Genomic DNA, 20,162 nt, shown 5'->3' with positions numbered 1-20,162 from the left:
TTTAAGGTGATTTATGAGTGTTTACATTGCACCCCAGCAAGATACTATTTTTGTCCTTGATCAACTGGTGGAGCTGGACAAGCTTGCCGCACAGTATGCATTAGAGGATGTGTCTCTCGAATTGGCAGACGTTATCGTGCAAGAGGCCGGTAAATTGGCTACCGATGTACTGGCACCTCTCAATGCCGAAGGCGATAAACACGGCGCTGTGTTGACCGATCAAGGCGTTCAGCAAAGCCCTGGCTACAAAGACGCTTACCAGCAATATGTTGATAATGGCTGGGCCATGTTAACGGGACCCACTGAATTTGGCGGCCAAGGCCTACCGAATGTACTGGGCACCGCGGTCAATGAACTTTGGCACTCGGCCAACATGGCGTTTGCGCTTTGCCCTATGTTGAGCCAAGGCGCGGTGGAAGCCTTAATCGCACACGGTAGCCCAGAGCTGCAAGCGCGTTATCTTCACAAACTCATCTCAGGGGAATGGACTGGCACCATGAACCTGACAGAACCTAACGCAGGTTCTGATCTGGCTGCCGTGGCGTGTAAAGCCACACCAGAAGGCGATTATTACCGTATTCGTGGCCAAAAAATCTACATCACTTGGGGCGATCACCAGATGACCAGCAACATCGTGCATTTGGTATTAGCTCGGCTGCCAGATGCACCCGCGGGCGTAAAAGGCATTTCATTGTTTGTGGTGCCAAAGTATGTATTGTCTGAGGACGGAGAACCAACTGAGCTCAATGATGCTCGCTGTATCTCTCTTGAGCATAAACTGGGTATTCACGCCAGTCCAACCTGTACCATGAGTTTTGGCGATAATGGCGGCGCCATAGGCTATTTGATCGGTGAACCCAATAAAGGCTTGAACTACATGTTCACCATGATGAACCATGCTCGACAATCTGTCGGCCTACAAGGTTTGTCTATTTCTGAGCGAGCCTATCAACAGGCCCTTCAATTTGCCAAAGACCGCACCCAAGGCACGAACAAAAACGGCCAGAAAATCGCGATCATTGAATACCCTGATGTACGCCGTATGTTAATGGCCATGAAATCCGGTTGCGAAGCCATGCGTGCTTTATCGCTTTGCGCCGCAGCCGACATAGATAAACATCACCACGGCGACTCAGACGCTAAACAGCGCATTGAATTCTACACGCCTATCGTAAAAGGCTGGATGACCGAACTGTCCCAAGAACTCACGTCGCTGAACATTCAAATTCACGGTGGTATGGGCTTTGTTGAGGAAGCAGGGGCAGCGCAACATTTTCGTGACGCTCGTATTTTAACCATTTATGAAGGCACCACAGGCATTCAGGCACTGGATCTAGTTGGTCGAAAAACCCTCAGCGATGAAGCAAACGCCTTGACTCAGCTGCTTAACGAGGTAGACAGCACCCTTACGGAATTATCCGCAAGCACGGATAAAACGCTTCAACACATTACACCACGACTCACGCTAGCATTACAAAAAGCCACCACAGTAAAAAACTGGTTGCTTGATCAAGGCCAATCAGATCGCCAAATGGCGGCGGCTGTCAGTGTCGATTATCTAATGATGATGGGCTATTTGTGTGGCGGTTGGTTAATGGCAAAAAGTGCCTTACGCGCTGCGCAATTACGGACTCACAACGCAGCCCATAATGAAAACACACAATACAGCAACGAGTTCTTAACAGGGAAACAAGGCACGGCGCATTTTTACGCAGAATACTATTTACCGCGTGTTCATCAGCATGGTGACACCATACTAAGCGGTTTAAGCAGTACCTTTTCACTTGATCTTGATCAGCTTTAACATTTTAAAAACTAACATTCTAACAACTCATATTTTAAAAACTCATATTTTAAAAACTCATATTTTAAAAACTAAGACGCTAAAAATTAAGACTCGAAAAGGAGAGGCAACATGGAACGCGACGTCATGTCATTTGATGTGGTCATTGTAGGCGCTGGCGCCGCGGGATTGTCTGCGGCTTGTCGTCTAAAACAGTTAGCACAAGCAGAGCAAATAGAGATCAGCGTTTGCGTGGTTGAAAAAGGCTCTGAAGTAGGCGCTCATATCGTATCGGGGGCGGTGATTGATCCTAAGGCGCTCAACGAGTTGTTTCCGGATTGGCCCGAGCGCCACGCCCCCTTGACCGTACCTGCCATGGAAGATCAGATACTGTGGCTACGCAATCCAACCCAACATTGGACGATTCCAACGTGGTTAGCCCCGAAAACCATGCACAACACAGGCAATTATATTGCCAGCTTAGGTAATCTATGTCGCTGGTTGGCCGATCAGGCAGAGGGCTTGGGTGTGGAAATTTTTCCAGGTTTTCCAGCCGCCGACGTGGTCTACCACGACGATGGCAGCGTGAGAGGAATTGTCACCGCCGATATGGGGCTTAGCGCACAAAACGAACCCAAATCTGGTTATATGCCTGGCATGATATTAGAAGCTAAATTTACGCTTTTTGCCGAAGGCTGCCGTGGTCATTTAGGCAAAACCTTGATTGAAAAATACGCCTTAGACAAAGGCAAAGACCCCCAGCATTACGCCATTGGCATTAAAGAGTTGTGGGATATTGACCCCGCTAAACACCAACCAGGCTTAGTAATACACGGCGCTGGGTGGCCACTTCAAGATGACACAAGCGGTGGCTTCTTTCTTTATCATGCGGACAACCATCAGGTTGCGGTCGGCCTGATTGTCGATCTCAATTACAGCAACCCTTGGGTCAGTCCATTTGACGAATGTCAGCAGCTCAAACATCACCCTGCTTTAGCCCAATATTTGGATGGCGGCAAACGTGTTTCTTATGGCGCGCGTGCCATTGCCAAAGGCGGTTTTAACGCCTTGCCTAAAATGACCTTTCCCGGTGGCCTCTTGATTGGCTGCGATGCCGGCACGCTGAACTTTTCCCGCATCAAGGGCACGCACACCGCCATGAAATCCGGCATGCTCGCGGCTGAGGCCGTTGTTAGTGCCTTAACACATCAACACACTGAGGCGACAGGCTTCGAATCACTCTTTCGTGATAGTTGGCTGTACAGCGAGTTGTTCCAATCAAAAAACTTCGGTCCTGCGTTGCATAAGTTAGGGCCATTTTGGGGCGGTGCGTTCAACACGTTAGAACAAAACGTTTTTAAGGGGCGTTTACCTCTTCAACTCCACGATAAAAAAGTTGACCATTTACAAATCAAACCCACGACCGAGTGCACAAAAATCGTTTATCCAAAACCGGATGGTGTGCTGAGTTTTGATAAATCGTCTTCCGTGTATTTATCTAATACCAATCACGAAGAAGACCAGCCCTGCCACCTGCATTTGCATGATAAAGACCAGCCCTATCGAGTCAACATTCCGTTGCACCAAGAGCCCGCCCAGCGATTTTGCCCAGCCGGTGTGTATGAACTGATCGAGAAAGACAATCAAACACAGCTGCAGATCAACGCGCAAAATTGCATTCATTGCAAAACCTGCGACATCAAGGACTATGGGCAAAATATTCAATGGAGAGTGCCAGAAGGTGGTGGTGGACCGAACTATCCCAATATGTAGGTTTCACTGCCTTTTTCTTAACGGTATTTTTATAACACTAAAGACAGGGACAACATCATGTCTAAACAGGCTTTTCAAGATTTCTATCCGGCCGAGTTCAGCCATTGCTATGGCTGTGGTCGTGATAATCCTCACGGCTTGCAGCTAAAAAGTTATTGGCTAGATGACGAAGATAAAACACATACTATCGCGCATTTCACCCCCAAGCCCTATCACACTGGAGGTGTTCCCGATAAGGCTTATGGCGGACTGATTGCATCGCTTTTAGATTGTCACGGCACGGCATCAGCGGCTGCAGCGGCCTATTTAAAAGAAGGACGAAAGATGGGCACCGCGCCTATTCTTCGCTTTGTTACGGCTTCGTTATCAATCGACTTTCTGCGCCCTACGCCGATTAAAGAGGCATTGACGCTTTGCGGAGAAATCACTCAGTTGGAGGGCAGAAAGGCCACCGTAGCACTAAGTCTGAGCGCCAACGGCGAGCCTTGCGCCACAGCGACCATGGTTGCTGTGGCATTAAAGCCTGAGTAGCGAACAATCTTAGCGATAAAAAAAGAGCCTCCCAAAATAAAAAACCACTAAACAAAATCCCTTGTTTAATGGCAACCATAAAATACCTTTTTGTGCTTACACGCTGGTGAAGATCGCTCGCTTAAGCAAACCCTACCGTGGCGTCGGTTAAGGCTTCCCACAAATATTGTACGCTGGCGATGTCTGCAAATAGCAGAATATAGTCGCTGTCGTTTTGTGTTTGTTTTGTCACTATGGCGCTGATTCTCGCCACCGATGTTTACACCTACTGTGTTGGAATATTCCAACGAGATGACGTTGCCCGTCATCATGCAATCCTCTTGATTCCACGCCAACACAATACAACCTTCTTTTGGACGTGCACTTTGTATGCGTAATTTAAAACCTACCAGAATTACCGTGTTTCTACCCCAAACGGCTTCATGTTAAATTCCACACCGGCTTTCATTAACAGATCCCACAAGACGCCACAAAATAAGGTCGGCATGTGTATTTCGTAACCTAATTCACCCACAAACCCGGCTCGTAATCATCGTACGGGAATGGCTTTAAAAACGCATACTAATCAGCGGTTAGTATGCGCATCCTAGCAGAGCTCTACTGTGTAAAGTCTACTTCAAATCATTTATTGATCTCACAAGATCGTTAACACTTCGATTAATGTCTTCTATGTACGAGAGGATATCCTCAGCCTTGATCGTACTAGAAAGAGCGAGCTGACTAGAGCTTTCCATTGAACACTTCAGGTCTTCAATTAGCGCAGAATTTTTGCTCACTACTGAGTGGATTTCTTTTGATTGACTGGCGGTTTGCTGTGACAAAGATCGAACTTCGTCAGCAACAACAGCAAAGCCTCGGCCAACGTCCCCCGCTCTTGCCGCTTCTATCGCCGCATTTAGTGCCAGTAAGTTGGTTTGATCCGCCACACCTTGAATCGCTTTTACAATTGAAGAGACTTTTTCTGCTTGTGCGTTTAAATCCACCGTTATTTTACTGGCTTGTGCAATCCCATGAAGAGCCGCTTTTGATGTCTTTAACACCTCATCCAAAGCAGACAACGTTTTATGGGTGATTTCAGACGTTTCTTTGGAGGTTTTCTCTGTTATTTCTTTCGCTTTATTGAACGTCTGAACTTGTTCAGTCACATTCATAGCGAACTTGACTACTTTGTAAACCTCGCCCTGAGCGTTAAAAACAGGACTGTATGTCGCATCTAGCCAAACTTCTTCACCTGTTTTTGTTTTCCGTGAGTAGCGGCTCTGAAAGCTTTCCCCACTTGAAAGCCTTAGCCAAAAATCTGGATTTTCTTTGTAAAAATCATCAAAACAAAATTTCTTATGGTGCTGACCAATAATTTCATCTAATTCATATTGCATTGCTTTATTAAAATTATCATTTGCCGCCAAGACATGACCTTTATTATCAAAACTAATAACAGCCATATATTTTTCCAATGAATCGATGAGTGCTTGCTTATCCTGAGATTCTTCGATGGTTGACGTTATATCACTTGCTACTTTTACAATTTCAATAACTGCTCCATTTTCATCTTCAACAGGAAAGTAGATAGAATCTAGCCAAACAACTTTCTTACTCTTAGAGGTAATTGCAAAACTGTCGATATAAGCCATATCTATTCGTGGAATAACGAAAAAAGAGAAGACGTGGGCTGCCGTTTCCGGCGACGATAGCGTTCTCACACAACATCGACATACCCACTCTATGAATGCTACGACGCCCCAACAAATAATGCAACGCTGGCAAATCGTTCAAGGCCAATTGATTCCTGCTTTACACCAAGAAATAGGCTTGTTGACCCCAAAACTTGAAAAACTGATTCATATCTTGGAATGGTCTCGCATCGAAGAGTTTGTGACACGCTTTTCGTATCGGACGGGGCGTCCTCCCCATGAACTCGCTTGGTTAGCCAACGCGTTTGTTGCCAAGGTAGTGCTTGGGCTTACCACCACGGTGCATCTAATAGAACGCCTAAACATGGACAAAGCATTACAGCGAATCTGTGGATTTCCGCTTCATAAGAAACTGCCCTCAGCCTCGACTTTTTCTCGTGCGTTCGAGACGTTTGCCAAAGATAAGTTGGCCGAACGTGCCCACGAGGTGCTGATCAAAATGCACTTTGGAGATCGTCTCATTGGGCATATCAGCCGAGACGGGACGGCGATTAAGGTGAGAGAACGTCCACAAAAGATCGACAAAGTGGACACGGATAAACCTAAGCTTAAAGGGCGGCCCCGCAAGGACAAAGATGAAAACCGCCCGATCAAATTCAATGTGGCACGGCAACGTACCCAATGCCTAGAAGAGATGCTTAATGAGATCCCGGTTGATTGCCGTCGTGGCACAAAATGCAATGCTCAAGGCTATAAAAACAGCTGGAATGGCTACAAACTGCATCTAGACATTGCAGACTGTGGCGTCCCCATCTCCGCTTTGCTGTCCTCAGCCTCCATGCATGACAGCCGTGCCGCCATCCCTCTGTCTCACATCAGTGCGGCGAGGGTGACCAACCTTTATGATCTGATGGACGCCGCCTACTGCAGTATTGACCTGCATGAGCACAGTAGAGAGTTAGGGCATGTGCCCCTGATAGATCACAACCCCAGAGGGGGCGAGAAAGAAGAATTTGAACCCGCCGATACGGTGCGTTATCGGGAACGTTCGGGCGCAGAACGAGCCAATGGCCGACTCAAGGATGAGTTCGGAGGTCGACACATCTGGGTACGTGGTGAGGTAAAAGTCATGAGTCACCTGATGTTTGGCATTTTAGTACTGAGTGTCGATCAACTGCTTCGACTGCGGCAATAAATCGCAGAAAAATAAGTCATGTATCGAGGATATTGTGCTTCTGGGGTGGTCACAGAACGAGCCGCTATGATCAAAAAAGAGAGAAAAGCGATGACGACCTAGTCAAAATAGAAAATGCATAGAAACACATGCTTAACTGAGTAAAAAAACAGCCTCTAAAAGGGCGATAAGTTATCCACAAATGGGTTGGCTATTAGTTTTGCAAGATGCTCTCTTAGTGATACGTTTGAAAATGTTTTTTTGAAAATTTCCGTTTTTCAAGTCCCTCCAAAAGACTTGATACTCTTCGCTCTGTGCGTAATTTTTTTCACAAAAAATAGCATGATTCAATGCGATAACATCCTCTTTCTGGTACCCCATAATGTTAAGAAAATGGCTATTAGCGTCTAAAATATTGCCTTTAGTATCAAAGGTAATATAGAAAAGATGCTTTTTCTGGGATATCAATATTTGCTTATATTTAAGCAACTCTTCTTTACTTTTTAAAAGCTCATCTATTGAAGCAGAATTTCCGGTAAAAAACCTAGATAACATTAGATTGAACCTCATTGAAACCAATTAAAAAATATTATAATTTATAAAATCAACATTTAAATGATTATAGAATTACATTAAGTTTTATTGTGTATAATTTTTAATTATTATTGCTTCTCAAAGTGTTTAAATACTTTTAAAACGCAAAAGAGCATCAGCAAACTTATATTATAAAATAAGTTCACTGATGCTAGAATCGTAAATTATCATTCCATTATAGGAATAATACTAAATAGGTATTGATCAATTACTAATGATAGATTTTTCTATTATCACTTAGCTTTCCAGAATAAGTATTCGCCAGAGTAGTTAACAACCACTTTATGGCCAATCTTGTCCATGTTGCAGCCTGTTTCTGGTGCTGCGCCACCTTTAAGGTTAATACGCTGCACGTAAGTCACGCCTTCTAGCACGCCAGGGCGCGATGAGGTGTTGGCTTTGACCAATTGCATTGGGATACTGCCTTTTTCAGAAGGAGAAACCGCCAATTGTTTGCCAGTAATAGAAGAACCGTCTATCGATTCCCATGTTGCTGGTGGACCAAAGTATGAAACAAGGTGGTTACCCTTATTGTCACTCAAGATCGCACGTGGGCCTGCAAACGCCCAGCTTGCTTGATCCATATTTTTTGAATCCGCTTTACATTCCCACGTAATGTTACCTACCGCTGACGTAAACATAGCAACCTTGTTGCCCGCTGGTACTTGTACAGACGCGGGAAGGTTGTCTTGAGAAAACGTCCAAGCGTGTGATTGCACACTCGTGATCATTAAAGCCGATACTGCAGCGATTTGAAGGCTTTTAAACATCATTTTATTGCTCATTGTTGTGTCCTTTTTTAGCGAGTTTTGATGGAATAAACAGTCCGTTTGACGGTTCGTTATAAGTACAACAATCGAGATAAGCATTTGGATGCAGTTTGTTTTAAAAAAATTAAAAAAATAGTTAAAAAAGGATGAATGCTTTAAAAAATAGGCTTCTTACCTCGTGCCTAATGACTTCAAAGAGTCAGTTTTGTACACTGTTTTTTTTATTAGGACGGATCAAGGTGTCTCCCTCTATTTTTGACTACGAAACCACGCTCAAGTATTGCGCCGCCGGTGATCGTCGTGCTTTAAGGCAACTGTATGAGCAAGAAGCACCGAAATTACTGTCGGTGGTGCTGAGAATTCTACAAAATCGCCCACTCGCAGAGGACGTGGTACACGATGCTTTTATTAAAATTTGGCAAAATGCTCAAAGTTACCATAGCGACCTGGGGTCAGCCCGTGGTTGGATTTACACCCTAACTCGAAATTTGGCGCTCAACGCTCTAAAATACAGCAACCGACAAATTCTATTTGAACCTGAATTCCTGCTCGACCTGTGTGATAACCAGTTACAAGAAAGCGAACATCATCTTGATGATGTAGAAACGCTGGCAAACGATCCATTGACACAAGCCTCCCTCACTCGTTGCTTGGATCACTTAGAGCCTGAGCGAAAACTCTGTGTATTACACGCTTATGTGGACGGTTATACGCAAGGCGAAATCGCCACCCTCCTCGACAAACCACTCGGAACGGTGAAATCCTGGATCAAGCGCAGCCTAAATTCGTTGAAGGAGTGTTTACAATGAGCAAACCACATTCAAATATTTCAGACACAGATACGGATATTCCAGACACAGACAGCAATCTTGCTGGCCAATATGTACTAGGCACGCTGGACAAAGCCGCACGTCTAACGTTTGAAGCCAGACTGGTAGAAAGCCCAGCATTACAAAAAAAGGTGAATCAGTGGCAAAATCATTTTGTTTCCATCACCGATAAATTACCACCGGTGTCCGCGCCGCCGCCTTTGACAGCTCGTATTGAGCGCAGTCTAGACGCGCTTGATCAACCCGCGACGTCAAAGCCTACTAGAGAAAAAACGTCTTTCTGGCAAAGTTTGCCCATTTGGCGTGGATTAACCGGAGCAGGCATGGCGTTGGCCGTATTTTTCGCAGTGCAATTACACACTCTAAAACCCACACCCAGCGAGCCCACTTACATTGCCGTTTTAGTGGCTCCAGAGGATAAAACCCCAGGCTGGGTGATTCAGACCAACCAATCAAATCAACGGCAACTGCAACTGGTTCCCCTCATGACCATTGACATTCCAGAAGGCAAAGCTTTGCAATTTTGGACAAAGGCAGACAATTGGGATGCGCCGGTTTCCTTAGGCTTGGTAAAAAAAGGCGAAACGCTTAGGGTAGAGTTAGAGCAGCTTCCACCGCTCGCCGAGAACCAATTGTTCGAGTTAACCTTAGAGCAAGAAACTGGCTCACCGACTGGTCGCCCGACGGGGCCCATCACGTCGATTGGTCGCGGCGTCATCATGCTCTAGTGCTTTTATGAAACACGCCTCTTTATACTCGGCTTAATTCGATAGAATATTCTTAAAAACAGGTAACTTTTGATCCTATTCTTGGCAAGAATACCTCCTAATTTAACGGGAGGGGAATGGCTTGCGCGCTCCATTTTTTGAATTTTTTGAATTAATGCTGTGGTTTGAGCTGAAATCCGAAGTGTGTTTTTTTGATGTTCGTACTGGCGTAAACGATTTCACAAGGGATCATTTCTAATCCAAAATAGCCTGTGCTTCTTTTGCCTTGAACGAACCCATCACCTTGCGGAGTCGAAATAAAGTCATGATTCTCAAGGCCGAAGATCTTACCAACAGAGATTTTCTTTTCAGATCAAGGGCCTTTGGTGAGCTAATAATCTCCTTTCGATGCGTTCGATGTAGACACTAGGATTGAGTTCGACAAGCTGACCACCCTTATAGGCAGATAGCAACCACATGGTCATTGGTAGCTAGATGGTAAAAGGTGCCCGTTTTTCCACCTTTGCATTTCCCCGCTGAAGCAAGGACCTTGCTTTTTGTAACTTGCATAGCATGAGTGCTGAGCCGTTTTTATTCAGTACCGGAGTCAAGGCCCGATACGAGATCACCAAGTTACGTTACGATGTTTTTGTGATTAATCTCTCTGTAATGGCTGTTTAGTTTGAATTAAATTATCTTTTATCACTTGCATAAGCTATTTTATATATAGAGATCAATGAACAACAACACAGATAGGCCGCGTAAATTCACTTTTTTAAAAACGATTTTGCTACGTTTCGCTGATCAGTGTGCCAGTGTAAAGTTGACCTAATCACGACAATAACTGTGTGTTACTGCTTAAAGAGACGCGATATTATGTCACAGAAAAACAACATAGATGAAAATACGACCATCACGCGTCCCAATCTGACTGTGGTTGGTGTGGGCGCCAGCGCCGGTGGGCTCGAAGCTTTGCAGTCGATGCTTTCTAACCTTCCTACTGACACCAATATGGCGTTTGTTGTGGCACAGCATTTGTCACCTTCCTACAAAAGCATGATGGTAGATTTACTCGAAAAAGGCAGCACTATTCCGATCACCAGTGCAATAAATAATGAAGTATTAGAACCCAATCATGCCTACATTTGTCCCCCCAACTTCAATATCGAAATCACCAGTGGCGATCGAATCAGTCTAATCAGTTATCCCGAGACACGACGCACTCCTCGCCCCTCTGTCGATATGCTGTTCGAATCCATCGCTTCTGTAAAAGGTGAAAACGCGATTGGTATCATATTGTCTGGAACGGGCAGCGACGGCAGCCGTGGCATTCGAGCTATAAAGGGTGAAAATGGTTTTGGTATCGTCCAAGATCCTAAAGATGCAAAATACGACGGTATGCCGAATTCAGCCATTAATTCCGGCAATGTTGATTTAATTGTTCAGTCCACAGAGATCGGCACTGAATTAAAAAATATTATGCACTTTCCACGTAGACGGTCTGTGGATAATGAAAATGCCATTTCACGAGATACCTATAATGGCATTATTAATATTTTAAAAAAGCAATGTAAAGTCGACTTTACATTGTATAAAGAAAATACCATTGTACGCCGTATTGATCGTCGAATGACATCTTTGCGTATTCATGATACAGACATGTATCTAGATCACTTAAAGGGCCATCCAGAAGAAGTCAGCTTACTATTTAATGACATGTTAATTGGTGTTACTTCTTTTTTCCGTGATGCAAGAGCATTTGATCGTCTTGACAGAGAGCTGTCAAATTATATATTAAATAAAGAAACAAAAGAGCTGCGCATTTGGTGTGTTGGCTGCTCGACTGGAGAAGAGCCTTACTCCATCGCTATTATCTTAAGTCAAATATTGGGCGATAAAATTAGTGACTACAAAATTCAAATTTTTGCCACTGACATAGACAAGCATGCTATTGAATTTGCTCGCAATGCTATTTACCCTGAATCAGCCCTACAAAATTTACCCAAACCCATTCGTGATAAATTTTTCTTAGTCAATGACGATCAATTTGAGTTAACAAAAGCCATTAAATCACATGTGATTTTCTCAGTTCATGATATTAACAACGACCCACCGTTTTTACGACTTGATCTAATCACTTGCCGAAATTTAATGATCTATTTTACAGTAGAGCTACAAAGACAAATATTACCGACGTTTCACTATGCATTAAATCCAAAAGGGATTTTAATGCTCGGTCAATCCGAATCCATCGGTGTTTTTCAAGAACAATACCGTCCTCTTTCTAAAACGAGTAAAATATACGAGGCTTTATTTGTAGGTAAACAACTGCCACCGGAAAGAAAATCAAGCGGTATTAGGAAGAAAGCAATCGATTATAAAGAGCAATCGATAACTGAAAGCCCTAGGCGGACTAAATTAAACGAAGAATTTTCAAATATCATTTCTCAGACTCTTAAAGAGTTTGTGTTACCAAATGCTATGCTCATCAATGAAAACCAAGATATTATTTTTACAGAGGGTGAAAATAAACTATTAGTACGTCCATCTGGCTTGCCCACTAATAATATTTTTAAGAACCTTCATCCTCAATTATCGATTGATTTACGAAGTGCTTTCCACCAACTTCATACTGGAAAAGACATCGCTAACACTGGCTTTCAATCTTTTAATTTAGATGGAAAGGATGTCTGGGTAAAACTAATTTTAATCTCGATTAAACGTGAAGGGCCTTTAGGCTCTCTAATTTTGATCTTCTCTCAGGTCGAAGAACCCGTAAATATTCCAGTACTGCCTGAGGGAAATCAAGATACTTCTAATCAAGCGGTATTAGTCGAACAACAAAGGTTACTACTAAAAACAAAAGAACAGTTACAAAACGTTATTGAGGAGCTAGAAACCTCTAACGAAGAAATGCAGTCGATGAACGAAGAATTACAAAGTTCGAACGAGGAGTTACAAAGCTCAAATGAAGAGCTAGAAACCACCAATGAAGAACTACAATCTACCAATGAAGAGCTACAAACTGCCTATGCAGAATTGCGTATGGCTTATGAAGAAAGAGAGCATCAACGAACAGAACTTGAAGCACTAAGAAATAATTTACAACATACCAACAGCTTACTCGAAGACGCTGAGAAGTCAGCCAAAATGGGATCATGGCTTTGGGATATTCCAACCCGTAAAATAGATTGGAGTAATGGCTGTTATCAACTATTCGGTTTAGATAAGAAAGTGTTTCACCCGTCGTACGAAGCCTTTATTGGCTTGGCTCAAGACCATTATCGTGGGCTCTTAGAAGAACAATTGACGAATCTATTGCACAATAGAGCAAGTCAACCTTTTATTTTTGAGGCATATGATAGAAATAAGAAAACGATTATTATTTCTTTGGAAGCGGTTGTTTCTTTTAATGACTTGAAACAAGCTGAAAGGGTAATGGGCACGATGACTGATGTCACAGAAAGTATTATGTCAGAGCGAGAACAAACCATATACAAAGATAAAATAAGCTACATCCTTAATAGTAGCCTTAATGCAGCCTGCGTTATTGATTTAAAAACTATGTCTGTTGATTATATTAATGCTGAATTTCAAAAGTTACTTGGCTACTCATTAGAATCTTTGATTCCCTTTAAAGATGAGCAGTTTTTTGAACTCATTGATCAGAAAGATCAAGAAAAATTTCGCTCTGTTATACAAACAGTTATCGATTCTAAGCCTGGTCAAGCCACACCCAGTAGCTACAAAATATCACTTGCAAACGAAGAAGGTACTGTTCCTGTGTATGCTAATCATACAATCTATGAGTTGGATGAAAATACCTTAGCAGCCAGTAAAATTTTAATTACCTTATTTTCTTCAAAAATATAAAAATGAGATTCCGAAAGGATTAAATTTATTAATGGTAGTGGGTTATAAATGAATAATGATATGCTAAATTATTTAGCTTTACCTTGCATATTAACCAATGAACACTTTGGTATCATTTATTATAATGATTTTGCCAATAAAACGTTTGGTCGGCATATTAAAAGTAACGACTTAAAAGAATCAATGGTTTCAATAACACGCCTGATATCATCTGATTTATCTACTTTTTTTATTGGGTGGAACTAAAAGATGAAACGAAAAAACCCATTCCATTACTTATTCGATGTATTAAAAAGAAGAAGCTATTCATTGTCAGTCACAGTAAACATATTGTCGACAATAAAGTTACTTTCTTTTTTACATTTTCTCCATTAACACATAACTCTCACAGTAAATCAGAAGATTTCCTTTACAAGCAAGCATTTGAAAGCTCGAATCAAAGTATTTACCTGACTGATTGCAATCATAATATTTTGTTCGTAAATCCGAGTTTTACACACTTTTTTGGTCGTGACTATTTAGATATAAAAGACAAGAAGGATGATATTCTTTATCACCACAGTTCGAAAAAATTACATGATGAAGCAATTGAAAGCCTTATTAATGAAGTAGATCATGTCGAAGAAAGAATGACATGTACTACTGCCTTTGACAATGCGGCACCTGTCATATGTAATGTAAATATAGTTATGGTACATGATGACGAATCACATAATTTTTTACATTTTGTTGAAGATATAACAAAGCAAGTTACAGCCGAAGAAAGCATGAAAGACGTGGCATTTAAAGACCCCTTAACAGGGATCGCCAATCGCCACAGTTTCAACGTGACATTTAAAGAGCAATTTGAAGAAGCTCAAAGGCAAGGCGAACAACTCAGTATATTTTTTATAGATCTTGATAAATTTAAATATTTAAATGACCAATACGGCCATGAGTATGGTGATTTATTATTAACCCAAGCTGCTGAAAGATTAAATAATTGCAGTATGTCGAGTGATTTTGTCGCTCGATTGGGCGGAGATGAATTTGTTGTTTTAATACCCGGAAACCAACCAAAAAGTAACTTAGAATCTGTTGCAAGACGTATTTTAAGTGAGTTTTCAAGGCCATTCACACTCAAAGACCTTGAGTACAAATGCACTTGTTGTATCGGTATTGCTCAGTACCCCGATGACTCAATGTCGAAAAACAGCCTGCTCAATGCTGCAGACAGCGCCATGTACATTGCCAAAAGGTCTGGTAGAAATGATTTTGCCTTTTATAATTATGAAAAACAAAAAATAACCAACCAACATGAGCACAGATTCAAAGAGATAGAGCAAGCGGTCGAGAAAAGCTTAGTGCATCTCTATTTTCAACCAATACATGACATGGTGACAGGAGATGTTGTTTCATTTGAAGCACTGGCAAGATACATTAATGAAGAAGGTATTTTGCAGCCACCATCATATTTTTTACCTTATATTGAGTCTGATCCGATTATTCATAAACTGGGTGTTAATCAAATAAGAGAGATAAAACGATATCTCAAGGTACTAAAGTATCATGGTGTTCATCTGCCTATCAGTGTAAATTTATCATCTTATCAGGTCAAATCAGACGCTATTATAAAAGAGTTGGAGTTAATAGCAGAAAGTGCTCCTGATATTGTAAGGCTTTTGAAAATTGAAGTCACAGAAACCATGCTATTTGAAAGCGACAGCATTGCAATCAAAAATCTTAATCACATAAATAAACTGGGCTATAGCCTAGTATTAGATGATTTTGGTACAGGGCATTCGTCTATTTACAGCTTAAAAAAAATCAACTTTGAAATTGTCAAAATTGATAAGATTTTCATAGAAGAAATAAAAAAACAACATGAGAATGAAAGGAAATTTCTGAATGCAATTATTGCTATGATACAAAATCTTAACGCTAAAATAATCTGTGAAGGCATTGAAAATAAGGAACAAGTAGATTACTTATTACAACGAGGTTGTAATATTGGTCAAGGCTACTACTATTCTAAAGCCATACCCAGAAACGATATTCTGAACTATCTTGGCATTTAATTAACTCTTAAACTCACTTAATACGGAGAAATCATGTCAATAAAAATGGCAAAAATATTAATGGTCGATGATGAGCTCACCTCTATCGAAGCGGTTCGTTGTTTGCTGAATGCAAATGTAGACATTAAAACAGCGGGAACAGGTAAAGCTGCGATTGATCTATTAAATAATGAAAATTTCGACTTGGTACTACTGGATGTCGATTTACCTGATATATCTGGATTCGACATCTGTAACCATATTAAACAACAAGAACATACCAAGCACATTCCGGTGATTTTTATATCTGGATACAAAGACTTAATTTTTGAAATGCAAGCTTATGAAGCGGGTGCAGCAGATTATCTTAGCAAACCTGTCAATCTAATCAGGCTGTTAATGCGTATCAATGTAAACTTAAATATCAAACTCCCTATACCTAAAATAGGATAAGGAGTTTGGTTTTTTACTATCTTATTTTCTGAAGTATTAATATATCTGCTACGAGCTCTTTTAATAGTACATCAATAGAGACATCTGCTTCCCTAAGCTGTTGCTCGAGCTGTTCACATAAACTGAATAATTTGACAGCACCAATGTTAGCCGCTGCACCTTTTAAGCCATGCACGAACTCTGATTTCTCTTTTTGAGATGGGTTTTCTATGTTTGGCTGTAAATACTGAGTTAAAAAAGCATCCGTCACCTTGTAATAAGCATCTTCTCCTAACCATTGATAGACCGTATTTGACAAGTCAAATCTATCCAGTCTGTTAAGATCTTCTACCTTACTAGAAGTACGGTTTATAACCTCATTACCGACTGTTGACGCTACAGCTTGCTGTTCAGTAGTAAGGTGACCTAAACCGACCTCTTTCATTTTTTCTGGCCAAAATTCAATCACTACATGCATCAATTTATTTAGATCGATAGGTTTAGGTACATGAGTATTCATGCCGACGTTACTAGATTTATGGAATTCCTGCTCTGTCACGCCTGCAGACAAAGCAATAATTGGCATCTCTTCCATATTAAATCGTTCTCTAATGATTTTAGTGGCTTCTAAACCACTCATTACTGGCATTTGCACGTCCATAAAGATCATATCAAATGACTGACTCATCACTAAATCAACCGCTTCTTTTCCATTACTTGCTACAACAACATTGATATCAATACTTTTGAATATTTCAGAAATAACACTTTGATTGGTTAAGTTATCTTCTACTAATAATATTTTAGGCTGACCCTCTCGCTTAACACGTTCTATTATATTTCTCTCCAGTGTCTTAACGATATCATTCTCATTATCTTCTATTGCTTGAATATTAGGCACTAATTTCAGTGTTTGAAGCAATTCTAAAAATCCAGATATAGTAATTGGCTTTTTGAGTAAATCTACATGAACGTTTAGTCCAGCGTAGTTCTTTATTTTACTTTCATCGGACGTCATTAAAACAAGCTTAGTGTTGTTAATTCTGTCAGAAGTAAATCGATCGACGATGTACAGTATGTCGTTCTCAGTAACCGCATGTTCTAAATCAAAAAGAATAAAATCTAATGCTAAATTATTTTCTATAAGTTCAGTGACAGTTGAATCTAACTGCTCTTTTGTCTGAATAGCGGTCGCCTTGCATCCCCAGTGATTGAACAACTTCTTTATAAATTCTGAATTTTTGTTATTTTGATTAACCAACCATACATTAAGTGTATCAATGTTCATTTTGTCTAAGTTAAATACACTTGTTCTTTTAGTCACGGGCAAATTTATTTGAAAACTGAATTCTGACCCTTTTCCTAACTCGCTTTTAATTTGTAGATCAGACCCCATAGAACGCAAAAGGGCTTTGGAAATAGACAACCCTAAACCAGTACCCTGGTTATCTTTTGAGACTGTATTATCAGCCTGGGTAAATGTTTCACCTAGCGTTTTCACTAACGATTCTGGCATTCCTATACCACCGTCCATCACAGAGCAAATAAGCTCTAAGGTTTCATCAGGACTAATTTCCGCTCGAACAGAAATGGTAATGGGTTTGTTATCACTAAATTTAATGGCGTTACTCAGTAGGTTATTGATTACTTGTTCAATACGATATTCATCACCTAGGCAATAGTAAAAGAATAACCCAGGGTCCATATCTAATAATATTTCAGAACCATTCAAACTGGCAGAACCATTAAAGGTCGAGATACAACGCTCTACCGTCAAAGACGGTCTAAACTCGGCTTCAGATAAAATCGACTTACCACTTTCGATTTTACTTAAATCCAAGATGTCATTAATAATGCGTCTTAATCCATCAGAAGATTCTTTAATAATGTATAGGCGCTTGTATACATGATCATCTAATTTTTCCTTTAATAGTAATTCCAGCAAACCTGAAATAGCCGTCATCGGCGTTCTAATTTCATGGCTCATGTTCGCTAAAAATTGAGATTTTACTTCACGAGACTTTTCAGAAATTCTTAATTGCTTACTCAGTTCAACATTGAGTGTTACCACTTTTTTATCGGCTCTATAGAGCAAAAATATCAGCAAAAACCCCAACAACAAGGTAACCAGCCCTATCATTAATGACTCTATTAAGTTTTTTCTGGAGATTTTAGACACTTGACTTTCTTGCACTGAGACAAGTAAAGAAATATTTTCTTGAACGCGAACTTGAGGGGCATATTCAATATTACCGAAAGCATAAAATGCGTTTGTATTTTTGGAAGTGCTAACCTTATTAAACTCTTCAACCTTTTCGTAATAATTTTTTACTTTTTCTATCCCTACTGATAATACATTATCTTTTATAATATCAAGAAAAGTCACTTCAGGAAGAGTATTAGAGTAACGAAGATCTCCGCTTCCATTAAAAATATCAATATTTATACCTTGGGAAGGTATCTCTGTCAGCGTGGCGAACATATCATTCAAGTTAAAATTTATAATTATTATCCCTTGGAATTCATTTTGATCATTTCTTACCGGTGTTGCCAATCGTATAGTGGGCTGATAGGGCGTCGTAATTTCACCGTTCTCAATGTTTAAATCCAGTTTTGACAGATAGATATAACCGCTTTCAAGTTTTCTGGTTTCGGTGAAATAATAGCGCTCTGACTTATCTTGTAATTCTTCAGGACTTACGACGTAGACGTTTTGTGCTAGATTCTCACTACTGTCTCGATTCATTCGGTAACGCTCAAAACCGCTTTTGTCAATCCATCTAATCTGACTAACTGATTGATTTAATTCAAATGAATTGCGAAATATAGCGTCTATTTCTATGTAGTTTTCGCTATTCTCAACAAAGTTTTCAAATATATTCTTTTGAATGCCTTGAAAGGTTACGCCAATCGTCGTGTCGACACTTTCCCAATAAAATGTATTCAATATGGCATCAGCCGTACTGTAGACTCGATTCACATCTGAAATCACTTTGGCAGTGGACGAGCTTTCTCTGCGTTCGAAATCAAGATAGGTGAGCACAACCGACACAGCCAGTACAAAAGGTAAAATCAACATAGATGTCAATCTAGGTCTGAACAAGTGGGTAATTTCCATAGGAATATTGTTATCTTTCTAATAAAATATGAGATGCAAAATGCATTAGTCGGTGCCTCTACCACAGTATAGCAGTACCCTAAACCTAAAGTAGCAATCGCAACATTAATACAACAAAATTCTAAACCACCTTAACAAAAACAGCGTGTTGTGATGGCGCCTAAAAAAAGCAGTGCCTGTTGCCAGACGCTGCTTTTAATTATTTCCTGAACGTAAGTAAGACGTTAAGCCAGACCTAGTGGTGATGACCGCCCTCACCATGAACATGACCGTGTTCTAGCTCTTCAGCCAGCGCTTCACGCACGTCAATAATTTCAACATTAAAGGTCAGCGTTTTTCCTGCCAAGGGATGATTTCCGTCTAGCATGATGCCATCGTCTTCAACAGCAATAACGGTAACGGGTTGTTGGCCGCCCGGTGTTTGCGCCATGAATTGCATACCAATCTGAATGTCATCCACTCCTTGAAAATTTTCTGTTGGCACTTTTTGAATCAATTCTTCATGCACAACACCATAACCTTCTTCAGGGGCGACAGACACATCGAGTTTATCGCCTGCCACTTTACCCTGCAGAGCTTTGTCCAATCCATCAATAATATTTTGCGCACCACTAAGAAACACTAACGGCTCTTGACCGATAGAAGAGTCGAGTTCTTGGCCCTGCTCATCCGTTAATGTGTAGTGCATGCTCACAACCGCGTTTTCAGTAATTTGCATTGTATTCTCCTAAGAATTTGATAATAAGTAATAAGGGAACGAACGTCTGATACAAGCAAACCTTACATTCAATAATAAGCGAGACACTGCCACAGAACGAACCCAAACAATAGTGTGTCGTATTATGATAACGTGCCATAAACGCAATAACTACCGCATGACCTTAAAAGTTTGGTACGTTCGAGGATTTTT

Annotated in this window: 17 protein-coding genes; 9 read left to right on the top strand and 8 right to left on the bottom strand. The window is 40.9% G+C overall.

All coding sequences use genetic code 11. The features are described from left to right. Positions 1-13: 13 nt before the first annotated feature. The 3 genes from FXV75_RS05575 (at position 14) to FXV75_RS05565 (ending at position 4,087) form a co-directional block, all read left to right on the top strand. The gene (locus FXV75_RS05575; protein ID WP_148831564.1) at positions 14-1,804 is read left to right on the top strand and encodes an acyl-CoA dehydrogenase; all 1,791 of its coding nucleotides are present in this window, start codon (positions 14-16) and stop codon (positions 1,802-1,804) included. Between the two features lie 111 nt (positions 1,805-1,915). Next, a complete protein-coding gene (locus FXV75_RS05570) occupies positions 1,916-3,556 on the top strand; it encodes an electron transfer flavoprotein-ubiquinone oxidoreductase (RefSeq protein WP_148831563.1) in 1,641 nt (546 codons plus the stop codon). A gap of 57 nt (positions 3,557-3,613) precedes the next feature. Beyond that, positions 3,614-4,087, top strand: a complete 474-nt coding sequence (locus FXV75_RS05565; RefSeq protein WP_148831562.1) for a PaaI family thioesterase — start codon at positions 3,614-3,616, stop codon at positions 4,085-4,087. A gap of 121 nt (positions 4,088-4,208) precedes the next feature. Here the strand turns inward: FXV75_RS05565 and FXV75_RS16510 are convergent, their stop codons facing one another. The 3 genes from FXV75_RS16510 to FXV75_RS05555 all read right to left on the bottom strand — a co-directional run bounded on the left by FXV75_RS16510 (position 4,209) and on the right by FXV75_RS05555 (position 5,718). After that, entirely contained in the window at positions 4,209-4,340 is a 132-nt protein-coding gene (locus tag FXV75_RS16510) for a hypothetical protein (RefSeq protein WP_262368472.1), read from the bottom strand. A gap of 141 nt (positions 4,341-4,481) precedes the next feature. Continuing rightward, entirely contained in the window at positions 4,482-4,601 is a 120-nt protein-coding gene (locus FXV75_RS16505; RefSeq protein WP_262368471.1) for a hypothetical protein, read from the bottom strand. 97 nt (positions 4,602-4,698) lie between these two features. Beyond that, on the bottom strand, positions 4,699-5,718 hold the full coding sequence (locus tag FXV75_RS05555; RefSeq protein ID WP_148831561.1) for a methyl-accepting chemotaxis protein: 1,020 nt from the start codon (positions 5,716-5,718) through the stop codon (positions 4,699-4,701). A gap of 91 nt (positions 5,719-5,809) precedes the next feature. Here FXV75_RS05555 and FXV75_RS05550 point away from each other — a divergent pair, with 91 nt between their 5' ends. Then, a complete protein-coding gene (locus FXV75_RS05550) occupies positions 5,810-6,913 on the top strand; it encodes a transposase (RefSeq protein WP_222863066.1) in 1,104 nt (367 codons plus the stop codon). A gap of 171 nt (positions 6,914-7,084) precedes the next feature. Here FXV75_RS05550 and FXV75_RS05545 read toward each other — a convergent pair whose 3' ends face one another. Continuing rightward, complete coding sequence (locus tag FXV75_RS05545) at positions 7,085-7,447, bottom strand: PAS domain-containing protein (protein WP_222863090.1); 363 nt, start codon at positions 7,445-7,447, stop codon at positions 7,085-7,087. Positions 7,448-7,719: 272 nt separating this feature from the next. Beyond that, positions 7,720-8,271, bottom strand: a complete 552-nt coding sequence (locus FXV75_RS05540; RefSeq protein WP_148831559.1) for a DUF3455 domain-containing protein — start codon at positions 8,269-8,271, stop codon at positions 7,720-7,722. Positions 8,272-8,495: 224 nt separating this feature from the next. Here FXV75_RS05540 and FXV75_RS05535 point away from each other — a divergent pair, with 224 nt between their 5' ends. Together FXV75_RS05535 and FXV75_RS05530 are read left to right on the top strand one after the other, a co-directional pair. Continuing rightward, positions 8,496-9,065, top strand: coding sequence for a sigma-70 family RNA polymerase sigma factor (locus FXV75_RS05535; protein WP_222863088.1), 570 nt, complete (start codon positions 8,496-8,498; stop codon positions 9,063-9,065). Beyond that, positions 9,062-9,814 (top strand): anti-sigma factor domain-containing protein, encoded by a 753-nt coding sequence (locus tag FXV75_RS05530; RefSeq protein ID WP_148831557.1) that lies wholly within the window; start codon positions 9,062-9,064, stop codon positions 9,812-9,814. The genes FXV75_RS05535 and FXV75_RS05530 overlap by 4 nt, the downstream gene beginning before the upstream one ends. Positions 9,815-10,284: 470 nt before the next feature. Here FXV75_RS05530 and FXV75_RS16695 read toward each other — a convergent pair whose 3' ends face one another. Further along, on the bottom strand, positions 10,285-10,422 hold the full coding sequence (locus tag FXV75_RS16695) for an RRXRR domain-containing protein (protein WP_410428244.1): 138 nt from the start codon (positions 10,420-10,422) through the stop codon (positions 10,285-10,287). Positions 10,423-10,669: 247 nt separating this feature from the next. On the opposite strand from FXV75_RS16695, the gene FXV75_RS05520 reads away from it, so the two are divergent. The 3 genes from FXV75_RS05520 (at position 10,670) to FXV75_RS05510 (ending at position 16,155) form a co-directional block, all read left to right on the top strand. Next, positions 10,670-13,666, top strand: a complete 2,997-nt coding sequence (locus FXV75_RS05520) for a chemotaxis protein CheB (RefSeq protein ID WP_148831556.1) — start codon at positions 10,670-10,672, stop codon at positions 13,664-13,666. Between the two features lie 236 nt (positions 13,667-13,902). After that, positions 13,903-15,723, top strand: coding sequence for an EAL domain-containing protein (locus FXV75_RS05515; RefSeq protein WP_148831555.1), 1,821 nt, complete (start codon positions 13,903-13,905; stop codon positions 15,721-15,723). Positions 15,724-15,756: 33 nt separating this feature from the next. Beyond that, the gene (locus FXV75_RS05510; protein ID WP_148831554.1) at positions 15,757-16,155 is read left to right on the top strand and encodes a PleD family two-component system response regulator; all 399 of its coding nucleotides are present in this window, start codon (positions 15,757-15,759) and stop codon (positions 16,153-16,155) included. 16 nt (positions 16,156-16,171) lie between these two features. On the opposite strand, the gene FXV75_RS05505 is transcribed toward FXV75_RS05510, so the two are convergent. Together FXV75_RS05505 and FXV75_RS05500 are read right to left on the bottom strand one after the other, a co-directional pair. Continuing rightward, positions 16,172-19,213 carry a hybrid sensor histidine kinase/response regulator gene (locus FXV75_RS05505; protein WP_187424853.1) on the bottom strand — a complete coding sequence of 1,014 codons (3,042 nt, stop codon included), beginning with the start codon at positions 19,211-19,213 and terminating at the stop codon, positions 16,172-16,174. A gap of 274 nt (positions 19,214-19,487) precedes the next feature. Beyond that, positions 19,488-19,970, bottom strand: coding sequence for a peptidylprolyl isomerase (locus FXV75_RS05500; protein ID WP_148831552.1), 483 nt, complete (start codon positions 19,968-19,970; stop codon positions 19,488-19,490). Between the last annotated feature and the right edge of the window lie 192 nt (positions 19,971-20,162).

It is taken from the genome of Marinomonas sp. IMCC 4694 (assembly GCF_008122525.1).
GTDB lineage: Bacteria > Pseudomonadota > Gammaproteobacteria > Pseudomonadales > Marinomonadaceae > Marinomonas.
Note: the sequence above shows the minus strand (reverse complement) of the source record. Positions and strands in the feature narration are given on the sequence as shown.

Excerpts from the sequence above, each read along its gene's own strand:
- FXV75_RS05575 (WP_148831564.1), top strand. The coding sequence starts at position 14 with ATGAGTGTTTACATTGCACCCCAGCAAGATACTATTTTTGTCCTTGAT.
- FXV75_RS05570 (WP_148831563.1), top strand. The coding sequence starts at position 1,916 with ATGGAACGCGACGTCATGTCATTTGATGTGGTCATTGTAGGCGCTGGC.
- FXV75_RS05565 (WP_148831562.1), top strand. The coding sequence starts at position 3,614 with ATGTCTAAACAGGCTTTTCAAGATTTCTATCCGGCCGAGTTCAGCCAT.
- FXV75_RS05555 (WP_148831561.1), bottom strand. The coding sequence starts at position 5,718 with ATGGCTTATATCGACAGTTTTGCAATTACCTCTAAGAGTAAGAAAGTT.
- FXV75_RS05550 (WP_222863066.1), top strand. The coding sequence starts at position 5,810 with ATGAATGCTACGACGCCCCAACAAATAATGCAACGCTGGCAAATCGTT.
- FXV75_RS05545 (WP_222863090.1), bottom strand. The coding sequence starts at position 7,447 with ATGTTATCTAGGTTTTTTACCGGAAATTCTGCTTCAATAGATGAGCTT.
- FXV75_RS05540 (WP_148831559.1), bottom strand. The coding sequence starts at position 8,271 with ATGAGCAATAAAATGATGTTTAAAAGCCTTCAAATCGCTGCAGTATCG.
- FXV75_RS05530 (WP_148831557.1), top strand. The coding sequence starts at position 9,062 with ATGAGCAAACCACATTCAAATATTTCAGACACAGATACGGATATTCCA.
- FXV75_RS05520 (WP_148831556.1), top strand. The coding sequence starts at position 10,670 with ATGTCACAGAAAAACAACATAGATGAAAATACGACCATCACGCGTCCC.
- FXV75_RS05510 (WP_148831554.1), top strand. The coding sequence starts at position 15,757 with ATGTCAATAAAAATGGCAAAAATATTAATGGTCGATGATGAGCTCACC.
- FXV75_RS05505 (WP_187424853.1), bottom strand. The coding sequence starts at position 19,213 with ATGTTGATTTTACCTTTTGTACTGGCTGTGTCGGTTGTGCTCACCTAT.
- FXV75_RS05500 (WP_148831552.1), bottom strand. The coding sequence starts at position 19,970 with ATGCAAATTACTGAAAACGCGGTTGTGAGCATGCACTACACATTAACG.